Source organism: Pseudomonas sp. p99-361 (genome assembly GCF_003935475.1).
Taxonomy (GTDB): Bacteria; Pseudomonadota; Gammaproteobacteria; order Pseudomonadales; family Pseudomonadaceae; genus Aquipseudomonas; species Aquipseudomonas juntendi.
Genome location: NZ_RHQO01000001.1, coordinates 168,499 through 182,102, shown reverse-complemented (window position 1 = coordinate 182,102; position 13,604 = coordinate 168,499). Strand labels below are relative to the sequence as shown.

Sequence of the window (13,604 nt, the reverse complement as noted above, 5' to 3'; positions counted from 1 at the left end):
GTTTTTCCGTCCGAACGTCGCGATTCAACTATGAAAGTGCACGAAGAAATCGAAGGCCTGGCAGTACTGATTCGCGACCTGCGTAAGTTCAAGGGCCTGACCCTTGGCGAGCTGGCCCAGCGTATCGGCCGCTCGGTGGGGTTCCTGTCCCAGGTTGAGCGCGGTGTTTCGCGCCCGACCGTCGCCGACCTGACGGCCATCAGCGAAGAGCTCGGTGTGTCGACTGCCTACTTCTACAAGCTGGCCAAGCCCCGCGAGCTCGGCTGGGTTACCCGCCCGCACGAGCGCCGCACCTTGCACCTGGCCGGTGGCATCACCGACGTGCTGGCATCCCCCAGCATCAGTGGCGCCTTCTCCATGCTCGACAGCCACCTTGAACCTGGGGCGAGCAGTGGCGAGGAGTACCTGGACGACAGTTCAGAGCAGGGGTGTTTCGTGCTCGAAGGCGAATTGACCGTGTGGCTCGACGGCGGTGAGCCCGTTACCCTGCGCGCCAATGACAGTTTCCAGCTGCAGCCACATGCCAGCTTTCGTTATGCCAACCTGACCGGCAAACCAACGCGGGTGTTGTGGGTATTCAGCTGATGGAAAGATGACCTGCAAACACTGGGGTGGCTGCATGGGTTATCCTTGCACCCCGCAATCAACCACAAGCAGTGAATTGAACGATGGGTTTTGAACAACTAGCAGAGCTACGCGACCGCCTGCGGGCGGAGAAACAGCAGGTAAAGGCCGAAAGCGCGAAACAGCCAAAGCGCAAGCCGTCCCCGCAGGCGAAGCCGCGCGAACAGGATCCGGCGGTCGCTGCGATCTGGCCTTTGCAGAAGCATTTTCCCCTGGCCTTCCCGGTCAACCCGGCCCCCAAGGTGCCGCTCAAAGAAGGTATCTTCAAGGATGCCGAGCAACACCTGGAGCTGCTTGGGCTTACCCGTGAACAGCTGAAGCTGGGTATTTCCACCTGGTGCCGCGGCGCCCGGTACTGGGCCAGCATGGTCGAAAATGCACCGCGCCTGGACCTCAGTGGCCAAGCAGCGGGTACCGTGACTGCTGCACAGGCACTGCATGCCAAGCAGCAGGCTGCGCGGCACCGCAGCCAGGAACGCCGTAACCGGGCGAAGGCCAAGGCACAAGCTGCCGCCCCTGCCGCCGAGCCTGCTGGCGAGCAGCCTGAGGCCTGACCCCGCCCCTCGCCAACCTGGCGAACCTACTGATCGCCTCCGTGCATCGGTGCCCGGGGCTGCCCTGCTGGCCAGCCCCGGGCACAACGTCAACCGCGACCGTGAGCGTTGATTGACATGGGCCTGCAACTGATCCCTGCCACTATCAGCCACTGCACCTTCGCCCGCGACCTGACTCGCCGCGCCATGCTGCCTTATTACGGCCAATACGGTCTGCTTTGGGTGGAAGACGCCTTCGACCAGGCCTGGGGCTGGCGCGAGCAGTGGCTGGTGGCAGATGGCACCGCGGTGCTGGGTTACTGCGGCCTCAGCCAGGACCGCCAGGCCCTGTTCATCCGCGAGTTGCATTTGCTCCCCGAGCACCGCGGGCGCGGTGTTGGCAGTTGGGTGCTGGAGCAGTTGGCACTGTGGGCCAAGCAGCGGCAGTTGCCGCTGCTCAGGCTGATGGTGTTTCGCAGCAATCCGGCACGCCGCCTTTACCAGCGCCATGGGTTTATCGAGATGGGCGAAGACGATTGCTTCCTGCGTATGCAGCGCGCTATCGAGTGATCGCCAGTCGCTTGCGTGTCCAGCGCGAACGGCGTAGGCATCAAGGATCCATATCGACGATCAGCCGGCGCGTTGCCCACCTGCTGGCGCGCTTGACGGGTCATGTTAAACCCCGGTAAACAGTATGGATTCTCACAGCTGAGCGTCGGACGTTTCTGACGGAAGTAATGCGTTAGGCCCACTGTGAAAAATTTTGTTAAGGTGGCGGGATCCAATCGCCCTGCTGATGAGGTGTGTGCTTGATTAGGGTCTTAGTCGTCGATGATCACGATCTGGTACGAACCGGTATTACGCGCATGTTGGCCGACATTGACGGCCTGCAGGTGGTGGGTGAGGGGGACTCGGGCGAGTCGGCGCTCAAGCTGGCCCGTGAGCTGAAGCCAGACGTGGTGCTGATGGACGTGAAAATGCCCGGCATCGGCGGCCTGGAAGCCACTCGCAAACTGTTGCGCAGCCACCCGGACATCAAAGTGGTTGCAGTCACCGTGTGCGAGGAAGACCCGTTCCCCACGCGCTTGCTGCAGGCCGGCGCTGCCGGTTACCTGACCAAGGGCGCAGGGCTCGATGAAATGGTCCAGGCCATCCGCTTGGCATTTGCCGGCCAGCGCTACATCAGCCCGCAGATCGCCCAGCAGCTGGCGCTCAAGCCGTTCCAGCCACAAGGCTCGCCGTTCGACGCCTTGTCCGAGCGGGAAATCCAGATTGCCCTGATGATCGTCGGTTGCCAGAAAGTGCAGATCATCTCCGACAAGTTGTGCCTCTCGCCCAAGACCGTCAATACTTACCGTTATCGGATCTTTGAAAAACTCTCGGTCACCAGCGACGTCGAATTGACCTTGCTGGCCGTTCGCCACGGTATGGTTGACGCAAGCCTGTAAACCTCATGTCCCAAGTTTTTGATGCCAGCGCATTCCTGGCGACCTGCAGTGGTCGCCCCGGCGTTTATCGGATGTTCGACGTCGACGCCCGCCTGCTGTATGTGGGCAAGGCCAAGAACCTGAAAAAGCGCCTGGCCAGCTATTTCCGCAAGACCGGCCTGGCCCCCAAGACCGCCGCGCTGGTTGCGCGCATCGCCCAGGTCGAGACCACCATCACCGCCAATGAAACCGAGGCGTTGCTGCTGGAGCAGAACCTGATCAAGGAATGGCGGCCGCCCTACAACATCCTGCTGCGCGACGATAAGTCCTACCCCTACGTGTTCTTGTCTGACGGGGAGTTTCCCCGCCTGGGTATTCATCGGGGCGCGAAAAAGGCCAAGGGCCGTTACTTCGGCCCATACCCCAGCGCCGGCGCCATACGTGAAAGCCTCAGCCTGTTGCAGAAGGCCTTTTCCGTGCGCCAGTGCGAAGACAGCTATTACGCCAACCGCACCCGGCCCTGCCTGCAGTACCAGATCAAGCGCTGCAAAGGGCCGTGCACCGACTTGGTAAGCCCTCAGGAATATGCCGAGGACGTGCGCCATTCGGTGATGTTTCTGGAAGGGCGCAGCCAGCAGTTGGGCAATGAATTGAATGCCGAAATGGAGAAAGCCGCCATGGCCCTCGATTTCGAAAAGGCCGCCGAACTGCGCGACCAGATCAGCCTGCTGCGCCGCGTGCAGGACCAGCAGTACATCGAAGGTGGCACAGGTGATGTCGATGTCATCGCTGCCTTCGTCAACCCGGGTGGCGCCTGCGTGCACCTGATCAGCGTGCGCGGTGGGCGGGTACTGGGCAGCAAGAACTTCTTCCCGCAGGTGGGCATCGAGGAAGACCTGGCCGAGGTCATGGCCGCTTTTCTTTCCCAGTACTACCTGGGCAATGCAGAGCGCGAATTGCCAGGCGAGTTGATCGTCAACGTTGTGCACGAAGACTTCGCCGCCATTACCGAGGCCCTGCACACGTTGCGTGGGCGCGAGCTGACCATCAGCCATCGGGTAAGGGGCACCCGTGCCCGATGGCAGCAACTGGCCGTGACCAACGCCGAGCAGGCGCTCAACGCTCGGCTGGCCAACCGTCAGCACATGGCGGCCCGCTTCGAGGCCCTGGCCGAGGTCCTGGGCCTGGACGAAGTGCCGCAGCGCCTGGAGTGCTACGACATCAGTCACTCCAGTGGCGAAGCCACCGTAGCCAGCTGCGTGGTGTTCGGCCCCGAGGGGCCGATCAAATCCGACTACCGCCGCTTCAATATCGAAGGCATCACCGCTGGCGACGATTACGCCGCCATGCACCAGGCCCTGACCCGCCGCTATGGGCGTATCAAGGACGGCGAGGGCAAACTGCCCGACGTGCTGCTGGTGGACGGTGGCAAGGGCCAGCTGAACATGGCCCGCGATGTGATGCAGGAGCTGGGTTTCAGCGAACTGACCCTGCTGGGTGTCGCCAAGGGCGTCACGCGCAAGGCCGGTTTCGAAACCCTGTACCTGAACGACGTGCACCATGAATTCACCCTCAAGGGCGATTCTGCGGCCTTGCACCTGATCCAGCAGATCCGTGACGAAGCACACCGCTTTGCCATCACCGGCCATCGCGCCCGGCGTGGCAAGGCGCGGCGGGTGTCCAGCCTGGAAGATGTTGCCGGGGTAGGGCCAAAGCGCCGCCGCGACCTGCTGAAACATTTCGGCGGCCTGCAGGAGCTCAACCGCGCCAGTATCGATGAAATTGCCAAAGCGCCCGGCATCAGCAAAAAGCTGGCCGAATCAATTTATGCCAGCCTGCATAGCGAGTAGAATGCCGGCTCAACTTGCGGCCAGTCGTACCGATGAATATTCCAAACTTGCTCACCGTTCTCCGCGTCCTGCTCATCCCGTGCTTCATTCTGCTGTTCTACATGCCGTACCAGTGGAGTTACATGGCCGCCAGCAGCGTGTTCGCGGTTGCTGCTGCCACCGACTGGCTGGACGGCTACCTGGCGCGGCGCCTGCAGCAAAGCACGCCGTTCGGTGCCTTCCTCGACCCGGTGGCCGACAAGCTGATGGTGGCGGTGGCCCTGGTGCTGCTGGTACAGACCCACGCGAATTTCTGGCTCACCCTGCCGGCGGCGGTGATCATCGGCCGTGAAATCGTGGTTTCGGCACTGCGCGAGTGGATGGCCGAGCTGGGCGCACGGGCGCACGTGGCCGTGTCCAACCTGGGCAAGTGGAAAACCGCAGCGCAGATGCTGGCGCTGGTGATCCTGCTGGGCAACCCGCCAGCGGTGACCTTCTGGGTGATCCTCGGCTATGCACTGCTGTTGGTGGCGGCGGGGCTCACACTGTGGTCGATGGCGCACTATCTGCTGGCGGCCTGGCCGCACCTGCGCGAAGGTTCGGAGCAGAAGTAAAAGTTTTTTTGAATCAAGGGGTTGACGCGGTTTTTGAAATCGCTAGAATGGCACCCATCACGACGCGGGAATAGCTCAGTTGGTAGAGCACGACCTTGCCAAGGTCGGGGTCGCGAGTTCGAGTCTCGTTTCCCGCTCCAAATATGGATTTACAGGTTTCAATTGAGGTCTGTAAATCATCGAAAATAGACGCTTAGGCGTCTTTTTTCGTTTCTGTCAGCCACGAAATTCCAAGTACATTTTCAATTACAGCGATTTCGTTGAGCTGGGTTAAACGCCGGCCCATGTTCGCGTTCAGCCAGGCCTGCCTCCCGGGCGGCTGCCAGGTGCAGGCGCTCACCCAGCCACATGACCCACGCGGCTTTTTCGTAATGCTCGGTGATCGACAGCCTGACGTGAGGGCGCAGCAGCGTCAGGCTGCTGTGGCCGCTACCGTCGTGTAGCGGCTGGATCCAGCCGTAACGCAGGCCCAGAGCATAGGCCGTCGCCCATGAGCCGGCGGCAGACTGGAATGCGTTTTCGCTCCACATCACGGGCATGTTCGAGTACTGGCGAGTGTCTGGCCGCAAGTCCAGTGCTGCCTGGACCAATTGCGTGCCCTGTGGCGGAAGGTTGCCTGCGCTGAGCTGATGGTTCTGGCTGCTGTAGGTAAAGCTGTAGAAGGGGAACGCCAGTTCTGCAACGAGGGTAGGCAACTGCTCGAGCAGCGCTGGCAGGTCTTGCAGGCGCTGCCAGTCCGCCGCTGTTCGGTTAATCATCGCACCTCCGTTCAAGGCAGCCCCGACGTGATCTGGAGGTGTCGTATCCAGGACGAAACTAACCGTACAACGAGTATGAGCGTTAAATCCTACTCAATTGGTCAACTGTAGCGCCACAGCCGCGATCAAGCAAAGCGCCAGACTGTTGAACAGGGCACATAACGCTGAGATCGCGTAGAGGCGGTTTTTGCCTCGGAGTGCTTTGATCGACGCCGGCTGCTTCTTCCTGGAGGCTGGTGAACTGGCTGCCCTTGTGAACCACGCTGTTCACACGCCAATGCACATTTAGGTCGTCGTGAGGGTGGCCTGTGAGTGTGAAGCTCAGGCCAGGCTGCAGCCTGACGTCATCCCCCTGCTCCTGCGCGATGCGCACATCATGGCGCAGGGCGGTGATACGGTTTTCGGTGAACGGCTTGCCCACGGCATCGCGCTTGTAGCGGCCGGGGTAGTCGAAGCGCTCGTAGTCGCTGGACTGGTGTTCGAGGAAAGCGCCTGAAGCACGGTGTTCCTGGCGATACGCTGGGTTGGTGAAGGTGTAGTCGCGTTGTGCCTGTCGCGAGGTTCTGACGTGCTCGCTGTAGCAAAAGCGCCGCAGGCAAGGCCTGGCCTGATCGCCGCCACTGTTGGATTGATACAGCACGGTATTGGGGTCGATAACGTCTTCGCCGTCGAAGAAGCCTTCGTCACCGTTGTCGGTCTTGAGCGCCCCATGGCTGATCAGCCCGAGGGATAGCAGCTGATCCGTGATGATCAGCTTATACAGGTTTTCACTGTGCTCGAAGCGATAGACGAAGCAAGACGCAAGGGCCATGCAATACCTGTAGGAGCATGAGGCCGTGTGATGTTGATGTCGACGATGCTGGCGTCCTCCAGCTTGGTGGTGAAGAAGTGCTCCTGCTTGCCCTCCACGGAAGTGCGATACCAATTGACTTCAACGGTCGGCAGCATTTCGCCGCTGGGCAAAGCTTCATACATCAGCGGTGTCGCCTTGTTCAGCGCGCTGGTGAAGATGAAGGGTTTGTGGACCCGTTGGCCTGCAGGCTGGCCACTCTATGGATCGGTAGGTACGGTCACTTGGTGCTTGATCTCCTGCACTAGGATCTCGTCTTCGTGGCCTTCGACAAACACTTTGCCGACTAAGTCGGAGGTGAGGGCGCCCGCAGTGATGTTGCCTTGAGTCTGGCCTTCAGTGTTGATGTAAGCGGGTGTTGGCATGGCAGTTTCTCCTGAGCCCATGTGGATAAAGCCTGCTTTTGAGTGGTGAGGTCATGCTGTTAATCGGGCGTCTACAGTGAGTAATGTTGTAATGTGGTTTGGTATTGTGAAGTTATGGTGGTATTTGTACGTCCTGCCAGTGCAGAGTGATGCCTCTGCACTGGCTTGAAAGATAAGGTCAGTTGTTGTCAATGTGATTAATCAATTTCCAGGTGGTTCCATCGTATCTGATTAATTTTTTAGATCCTAATGCCCAAAGTGTTCCATTCTTTGTCTCTATCGAGTCAATCTCAATGATTTTCTCGGGCAGATTGACTTTTAGTATTTTGCCGTGACGCATGTTGTATAACCCGTCGCTTGCGCCAATGTAATATTCATCCTCGAAATTTGCTATAGAATAAAAGTCGCAGTCAAGCGTCTTTCGGCAAATTGCTCGAAAGCCATTTATGGCGTTCCCTTTTAGAATGGTGCCATTTGATCCGGCGACCCAGACCTCGCTCTCCGACTGTATAAATATGCCGTACAGGCATGCCCTGGTTATGGGGGGGAGTATTGACCAATTCATTCCGTTGTAGTGAGCGATGAAACCTTCGCTTCCGACAATGTATATATCAGATTGGTGCAGTCCGTGAATGTCAATCAAGTCTAAGGGAGTAGCGATGGTAGTGAGGGAGCTGGGGCTTTTGTCTCTAATTCCGGCATCAAAGCGCTCCCACTTTTCTTTTTGCCTCTTGTATACCTGCCCGGCATACCCGCATGCGTATAGCGCATCTCCTATATGTCTAATGCGAGTCATATAGCCTCGGCTCTCCTCTGTGTGACTGAGGCCGGCACCTTTGATTTTTTCTATTCTGATACCTGCGGAGCTATAGAGTTCTACATCACCCTGCTCGCTTAGCGAACAAACATGCCGGGGAGTTGTGGGGTTCGCAGGAACTAAACATGTAGATATCACTGCCCAACCCGGTAGGTCGTGATGGAACCATTGATTGGAGGGTGTCGCACTATCGTCATAAATAAACATTCTTGTGAAAATCATGTCGCTGGCTAGATTGTCTAGCGTGCCAGTCATGTAATATATGGTTTCGCTTATCGCGGTCCCGGCCAGCATCGTGATGCTGGAATTGTTTGTTTTTTTCATTTAAAGTGGTCCTGTGCCTGAATTGGATTTTGAGCCAACTGATTCTACAGGAATGGTTTTAGTAATATGTCCATATGGGTCGGCTCTGCCTATGAAGTCAAGCTGCAACCCTTTGGATTGGTGATAGCCTCTAAGCTGCGCTAATAGGTTGGCTTCATTGCATTTTGTTACTCTGCTGACTGCTCTGGCGCCAATTTCTTCTAATGTAAGCAGTGGGGCGGTACCCCTCGGTGAGTTGAGTAGACCCACAGCCTGTTCTTCCGGATCGTAAATTCGATGAATTCTACCATGCTCACCTGTCCGATCTTTGCCCTGAACGCATATCACTAACCCATCATTATTGGAAAGCCCACCAGGAATTCGAGTCCTTGAGCCTAATCGAAAAACACGGTCTGGGACGACATGGTGGCCGGTCAGTGGCGGGGGACATGTCGGTCTTCCTTTGATTTTATATGGACGGAGTATGCAGCGCGGGTCGATAACACGCTTGCCTTTCCCTCCATCTCGTAACCTAGCCGTTGATTTGCTGAATTTTCCGCCAGTTTTCCCAATGAGTACTCCACCTTTAATGAGTCCCCCAGCAAACGGAATCATTGCTGCGGCAGATGCCATTGCTTCAGTGTAATTCCCCCTTCCTATGCTGATGGCAGCGTTAGTGCCCCCAGCAATTGTTCCGATCCCAGGGATAATGCTTAACAAGTCAAGACTCAGTTGTATATTGTTTAGTGTGTTGTCTTTAGAGTTGAGTTCAGGATCTAATTCTTCGTCGATAGTGGGATTGTAGTCGCTGTTTTTCTTGTTGGGAAAGTCGACTGAGCCTATGACTCGACCTACAGTGTTTCCATTGGGGGTTGTTCCTATGTGCTCATCTTTCGTTGTTTTCGGCGGTGCGTAGTCGGGCAATCCATATTCTGGTACGTCTGCGCGAAATTTTTTATATTCTTCATAAGACAGGTGCTCTCTGGTTGTTAGTATTTTTCCGTTCCAGAGTTGAACGACTACGGCATTGCCTTCTTGATAGGTGGCGATGCTGTGCGTATCGCTTATGTATTGTTGGAACTTACTGATTTTAATTTCTAAAGGTTCGTCCATGACTACGACCCATTCATCCAAAATAGATCATTGTGGCGGACGACCAATTTCCCCTCGGCGCGCACTGTGCTACTTTTTTCTTGCGGGTAACATTTACCGCCAACGGTATTGCTGGTTATCCCTTTCGCCGCACCTGCCTGATCCCCATCAGTTTTGGGTACGAGGCTCATGTCATATACGACAATTGGTTTGCCGTTGACACGCACGGATTTCGCTACGCCAGTTGCTATCTTCAGCTCAGCAGTGACGGGATAGGGAACAGGCGGGGTCGCGCTACCCATGGGAGTTTTACAAACATCGGGGGCGATGCTGACGACTCTCCAGTTTGCTTGTTTACGAGCAAGTATATTCGTTGCCATCAGCCTCTCTCCCCTTCAGTTTGTTTTGTGGGTCGGGCGCGTTTTATGAGTGGGGCTGTGGGATCGATCTCGAACCTGGCTTCCAGTGCACGGATAGGTTCGGTAGAGGGAAGGCTGATTCGATGAGTCAACGATAAACTCATTGCGTCTGTGTCGATAACCAGGGTGTCAGTGAGTAAGGGAATGGGAATCAGCGCACCGTTGTGAAACCGTGCCAGCAGAAATGGGCGATGACCTGGTAATTCAACGATCAGGCGACCGTTGTGGCCGTTTTCATGTGAGGTCAGGTTGAACAATTCGATCTGTACATCAGGCCTCAAGAAGACTGTTTGCTGATCTGCAGGAGCACAGTTCCAATAGCCAAACTCAAAGTCGGCAGGGAGGCCAGGCCAGCGAGTGTCCCGCCATTCATCATCATAGGTGCCCGCGAGGGCAAGGCGTGGCGCCCAAGCGCGCCCGACTACTCCAAACCCTGCTGGCTGGTGAGTGAGCGCTCTGGATATCTCGGCCATCTCTTTAGCAGTGACATCACCATCGGGCTGGTGGCTACTTACAAGTTTTGTAATGGGGTCATTGATTTGTTCAATCTGAGGAGCCAGCAAGGCCTCTATCGGCTGCTCAATTGCGTTCGCGAGCTCAAAGTGACGAGTGTCGACCCATCCCTGGCCCAGTGGATTGCTATAGCAAACCTGATTAATGATATGAGGCTCAGAGGCACGATCAGGAAATTGAGGGTTATGCAAGATGCTTGAACCGCCAAAAGCGTATTCCCATTGCAGTGGTACGCGCTCGGCAAGTTCAGCTTCAGTAACATGCCACCCAGTAAACAGGCTTGGCTTGAAGATCCTAGGCCCGGTGAAGCGGAGCCGCTTGTTCAACAAGATATTACGAGTTGGGGCATTAGCGCGGCGCAGTGTTGCCTCCGCTTGTGCATCCCGCCATGCATATAACTGTTGCTCCGTCGGAGGTCCGTCTGAAGTGGACGATTTTGGTGATGTAATATTTATCTTTAATGGCGCCGCAGGTTCGCTCAAGCGAATTCCAGCAGTCCACGACCGCGCAGCTTCCATGCCTGGTGCATAGGCATGTCCATTGACAATAACATCACAGCGAGGTTTGAAAGGTGCTAAATCACTTTCTTCCTTGACGCTACTGCGCCCTTCCTCGCCATAGTATTTATCGGCTAGGCAAAGTGGAACTGGATCATCATCGATTACTTCAGCGGAAAAGCTCCCCGGTTTCTTGGCAATGGGTTGTAGTCGATAGCCAACTTTCATCACAATCACTGGGTGCTCTATATCCAGTTTGCTGAGCGCACTGAAGCACATGACGTCAAACGGCGTCAGGTTGCGAAATTCCATCCTGGGTTACCCCTTCAGTTAAGATCGACATCCTTGCCGTTGATTTGCACAGGCCCTGTGGCACTGAAGTCAAAGTTGCTGCCGTTGATCAGCACGGTTCCGTCGGACTTCATGACCAACGACGCTTTACCAACCGTGATGCTGAGTTCGTCGCCTGCTGTGATGTTGAAGCGGTTGCCAACGATCACGGACTTGTGAATGCCCACCTGCTCGCTTTGGCTAAGACCAACTGTCGTGTTCATTGCCGCACCGACACTGACCTGGTAGCCCGCGCCAATGGTCAATGCCTTGGCCAATGCGATGGTCTCGGTCTTGTTGGCACCGATGGAGATGGTTTCGTTATGATCCACCCGCTCGCTGCGGTCATTGCCGACGAAGGTGGTTTCGTTGTGTTTGACGACGTTGTTCTGGTCCTTCTCCGCATGGATAAACACTTCCTGTCGACCCAGCTCGTCCTCGAACCGGAGCTCGTTGAAGCCATCACCCTTGTGGGTCTGGCTCTTGATGGTCATGCGGGTTTTGTGGTAGGGCAGGTCGTAGGGCGGCAGCTGGTTACCGCAATAGGTGCGCCCGGTGATCATCGGCTGGTCGGGGTCGCCGTTGACGTACTGGATGACCACGTCCTGCCCGATGCGCGGGATGGCCATTGAGCCCCAACTGCCACCTGCCCACCCTTGGGATACACGCACCCAGCAGGAGCTGAACTCGTCGTTGTTGCTCTCCCGGTCCCAGGGGAAGCTGACCTTGACCCGGCCCCATTCGTCGCAGTAGATCTCCTCGCCCGGAGGGCCGACCACGGTTGCCATGTGCGGGCCATCGACTCGAGGCTTGTCCAGCGGAGGGGGGCGCCACTCGGTTCTGCCGGGTACCAGTTGGGCGGTTTGCTCATAGCGTGTGCTTTGATCGACGCCGGCTGCTTCTTCCTGGAGGCTGGTGAACTGGCTGCCCTTGTGAACCACGCTGTTCACACGCCAATGCACATTTAGGTCGTCGCGAGGGTGGCCTGTGAGTGTGAAGCTCAGGCCAGGCTGCAGCCTGACGTCATCCCCCTGCACCTGCGCGATGCGAACATCATGGCGCAGGGCGGTGATACGGTTTTCGGTGAACGGCTTGCCCACGGCATCGCGCTTGTAGCGGCCGGGGTAGTCGAAGCGCTCGTAGTCGCTGGACTGGTGTTCGAGGAAAGCGCCTGAAGCACGGTGTTCCTGGCGATACGCCGGGTTGGTGAAGGTGTAGTCGCGCTGGACCTGTCGCGAGGTTCTGACGTGCTCGCTGTAGCGCAAGCGCCACAGGCAAGGCCTGGCCTGATCGCCGCCACTGTTGGATTGATACAGCACGGTATTGGGGTCGATAACGTCTTCGCCGTCGAAAAAGCTTTCGTCACCGTTGTCCGTCTTGAGCGCCCCATGGCTGATCAGCCCGAGGGATAGCAGCTGATCCGTGATGATCAGCTTATGCAGGGTTTCACTGTGCTCGAAGCGATAGACAAAGCCCTCTTCAGCCGCCAGGCGGGCGATGAAGGCAAGGTCGGTCTCGCCCGCTTGCACGCAGAACTCGCGCACGTGGTGATCCCTGCTCGCGCGAAGCTCGTATTGAACGATGCCCTGCCGTTTGAGCATCAGCTCGAGAATCTGCGGCACGGTTTTGTGTTGGAAAATGCGCCAGTTCGATCGCAGTCCGGCGCGCGCCAGAATGGGTTCGACCAAGGCGTAATAGTAGGTCCGGTAAAATCCGCTTTCCGCTTGGCTGAAACTACTGACCAGACCGTGCACATGCCGCACTGGGCGCCCTTTTTCCCAGAGGGTGAACAGTACGGGTTTGTCGAGCAGGAGGCCGAAGTCGATATCGTTTTCGAAGCTGATCAATTTCAGCGCCAACTCGAAGGGTGTGCTGAGCCCCTCTCGAAGTTCGAACGACACCACTTCGAATTCAGCTTTGCCAACCAGCGGCTGGAAGCTGTAACGCAAATCAGATTGGCTAGGCATAGGCAACCCTTGTTCGTCGTCTGAGGTGACACAAAGTCCGGGCAGGCAAACCCGCCCGGAGCATTCATGGTTTTCAGGCGGCAGGTGCTCGCCAATCATCAGAGCCACCGGTACCCGCTACGGTGTGCTCCCAGACGATCTTCCGATAGGTCATCGCAACCTCGACCAGCTGTGTGTAGTGCTCGTTGACCTTGTCCTGAACGTGAGGGAGGACGGTCCTGATGCTGACAATAGTTGCGTCCTCCAGCGTGGTTGAGAAAAAGTGCTCTTGTTTACCTTCCGTCGAAGTGCGGTACCAGTTGACTTCGACCGTCGGCAGCATTTCGCCTGTGACCAACGCTTGGTACATCAATGGCGTGGCCTTGTTGAGTGAACTGGTAAACGTGAACGGCTTGTGTACGCGTTGGCCGCTGGGCTGACCATTCTGTGGATCTGTCGGCGTAGTCACTTCATGCTTGATCTCCTGAACCAGGATTTGATCTTCATGACCTTGCTGATAAACGTTACCGACCGAGTCAGCAGTGAAAGCGCCCGCGGTGATATTGCCCTGGGTTTGGCCTTCGATCTTGATGTAAGCGGGTGTTGGCATGGCAGTTTCTCCTGCGTCCATGTGGAAAAGCACGCGCACAAGCGGCTACGTGGCCATCGGAATCGATGGGCTTTTTC

At 56.9% G+C, this 13,604-nt stretch carries 13 protein-coding genes, 1 tRNA gene and 2 pseudogenes; 7 read left to right on the top strand and 9 right to left on the bottom strand.

Annotated elements, in window-relative coordinates; all coding sequences use genetic code 11:
• The first annotated feature begins 30 nt into the window (after positions 1–30).
• The 7 genes from EGJ22_RS00790 (at position 31) to EGJ22_RS00760 (ending at position 5,167) form a co-directional block, all read left to right on the top strand.
• On the top strand, positions 31–585 hold the full coding sequence (locus EGJ22_RS00790) for a helix-turn-helix domain-containing protein (protein WP_009686321.1): 555 nt from the start codon (positions 31–33) through the stop codon (positions 583–585).
• 83 nt (positions 586–668) lie between these two features.
• Positions 669–1,178 carry a ProQ/FinO family protein gene (locus EGJ22_RS00785; protein WP_009686322.1) on the top strand — a complete coding sequence of 170 codons (510 nt, stop codon included), beginning with the start codon at positions 669–671 and terminating at the stop codon, positions 1,176–1,178.
• A gap of 117 nt (positions 1,179–1,295) precedes the next feature.
• Positions 1,296–1,727, top strand: a complete 432-nt coding sequence (locus tag EGJ22_RS00780) for a GNAT family N-acetyltransferase (protein ID WP_029885980.1) — start codon at positions 1,296–1,298, stop codon at positions 1,725–1,727.
• A 239-nt stretch (positions 1,728–1,966) separates the two neighbouring features.
• Positions 1,967–2,605 carry a UvrY/SirA/GacA family response regulator transcription factor gene (uvrY, locus tag EGJ22_RS00775; RefSeq protein WP_003251380.1) on the top strand — a complete coding sequence of 213 codons (639 nt, stop codon included), beginning with the start codon at positions 1,967–1,969 and terminating at the stop codon, positions 2,603–2,605.
• Between the two features lie 5 nt (positions 2,606–2,610).
• Complete coding sequence (gene uvrC / locus EGJ22_RS00770; RefSeq protein WP_029885979.1) at positions 2,611–4,434, top strand: excinuclease ABC subunit UvrC; 1,824 nt, start codon at positions 2,611–2,613, stop codon at positions 4,432–4,434.
• 32 nt (positions 4,435–4,466) lie between these two features.
• A complete protein-coding gene (pgsA, locus tag EGJ22_RS00765; protein ID WP_029885978.1) occupies positions 4,467–5,027 on the top strand; it encodes a CDP-diacylglycerol--glycerol-3-phosphate 3-phosphatidyltransferase in 561 nt (186 codons plus the stop codon).
• A 64-nt stretch (positions 5,028–5,091) separates the two neighbouring features.
• Positions 5,092–5,167 (top strand) — tRNA-Gly (locus EGJ22_RS00760).
• 102 nt (positions 5,168–5,269) lie between these two features.
• On the opposite strand, the gene EGJ22_RS00755 is transcribed toward EGJ22_RS00760, so the two are convergent.
• From EGJ22_RS00755 to EGJ22_RS00715, 9 genes and pseudogenes are all read right to left on the bottom strand, one after another.
• The gene (locus tag EGJ22_RS00755) at positions 5,270–5,785 is read right to left on the bottom strand and encodes an autoinducer binding domain-containing protein (protein ID WP_050492238.1); all 516 of its coding nucleotides are present in this window, start codon (positions 5,783–5,785) and stop codon (positions 5,270–5,272) included.
• Between the two features lie 196 nt (positions 5,786–5,981).
• Positions 5,982–6,596, bottom strand: a pseudogene (locus tag EGJ22_RS00750) (contractile injection system protein, VgrG/Pvc8 family); the annotation flags it as partial.
• Between the two features lie 17 nt (positions 6,597–6,613).
• A pseudogene (locus EGJ22_RS00745) lies at positions 6,614–7,000 on the bottom strand (Hcp family type VI secretion system effector); the annotation flags it as partial.
• A gap of 178 nt (positions 7,001–7,178) precedes the next feature.
• Positions 7,179–8,141, bottom strand: coding sequence for a hypothetical protein (locus EGJ22_RS00740; RefSeq protein ID WP_029887188.1), 963 nt, complete (start codon positions 8,139–8,141; stop codon positions 7,179–7,181).
• A complete protein-coding gene (locus tag EGJ22_RS00735) occupies positions 8,142–9,233 on the bottom strand; it encodes a hypothetical protein (RefSeq protein ID WP_125920054.1) in 1,092 nt (363 codons plus the stop codon). It abuts the gene before it with no gap.
• A gap of 2 nt (positions 9,234–9,235) precedes the next feature.
• Positions 9,236–9,592 (bottom strand): DUF4150 domain-containing protein, encoded by a 357-nt coding sequence (locus EGJ22_RS00730; protein WP_080709261.1) that lies wholly within the window; start codon positions 9,590–9,592, stop codon positions 9,236–9,238.
• Positions 9,592–10,953: a DUF2169 domain-containing protein gene (locus EGJ22_RS00725; RefSeq protein ID WP_080709260.1), complete on the bottom strand. Its 1,362-nt coding sequence runs from the start codon at positions 10,951–10,953 to the stop codon at positions 9,592–9,594. The genes EGJ22_RS00730 and EGJ22_RS00725 overlap by 1 nt, the downstream gene beginning before the upstream one ends.
• Positions 10,954–10,967: 14 nt before the next feature.
• On the bottom strand, positions 10,968–12,938 hold the full coding sequence (locus EGJ22_RS00720) for a type VI secretion system Vgr family protein (RefSeq protein ID WP_029887186.1): 1,971 nt from the start codon (positions 12,936–12,938) through the stop codon (positions 10,968–10,970).
• Positions 12,939–13,011: 73 nt separating this feature from the next.
• Positions 13,012–13,527, bottom strand: a complete 516-nt coding sequence (locus EGJ22_RS00715) for an Hcp family type VI secretion system effector (protein ID WP_029887185.1) — start codon at positions 13,525–13,527, stop codon at positions 13,012–13,014.
• Positions 13,528–13,604 lie beyond the last annotated feature (77 nt).

Coding starts and splice junctions, on each gene's coding strand:
- EGJ22_RS00790 (WP_009686321.1), top strand. CDS start 31: ATGAAAGTGCACGAAGAAATCGAAGGCCTGGCAGTACTGATTCGCGAC.
- EGJ22_RS00785 (WP_009686322.1), top strand. CDS start 669: ATGGGTTTTGAACAACTAGCAGAGCTACGCGACCGCCTGCGGGCGGAG.
- EGJ22_RS00780 (WP_029885980.1), top strand. CDS start 1,296: ATGGGCCTGCAACTGATCCCTGCCACTATCAGCCACTGCACCTTCGCC.
- uvrC (WP_029885979.1), top strand. CDS start 2,611: ATGTCCCAAGTTTTTGATGCCAGCGCATTCCTGGCGACCTGCAGTGGT.
- pgsA (WP_029885978.1), top strand. CDS start 4,467: ATGAATATTCCAAACTTGCTCACCGTTCTCCGCGTCCTGCTCATCCCG.
- EGJ22_RS00755 (WP_050492238.1), bottom strand. CDS start 5,785: ATGATTAACCGAACAGCGGCGGACTGGCAGCGCCTGCAAGACCTGCCA.
- EGJ22_RS00740 (WP_029887188.1), bottom strand. CDS start 8,141: ATGAAAAAAACAAACAATTCCAGCATCACGATGCTGGCCGGGACCGCG.
- EGJ22_RS00735 (WP_125920054.1), bottom strand. CDS start 9,233: ATGGACGAACCTTTAGAAATTAAAATCAGTAAGTTCCAACAATACATA.
- EGJ22_RS00730 (WP_080709261.1), bottom strand. CDS start 9,592: ATGGCAACGAATATACTTGCTCGTAAACAAGCAAACTGGAGAGTCGTC.
- EGJ22_RS00725 (WP_080709260.1), bottom strand. CDS start 10,953: ATGGAATTTCGCAACCTGACGCCGTTTGACGTCATGTGCTTCAGTGCG.
- EGJ22_RS00720 (WP_029887186.1), bottom strand. CDS start 12,938: ATGCCTAGCCAATCTGATTTGCGTTACAGCTTCCAGCCGCTGGTTGGC.
- EGJ22_RS00715 (WP_029887185.1), bottom strand. CDS start 13,527: ATGCCAACACCCGCTTACATCAAGATCGAAGGCCAAACCCAGGGCAAT.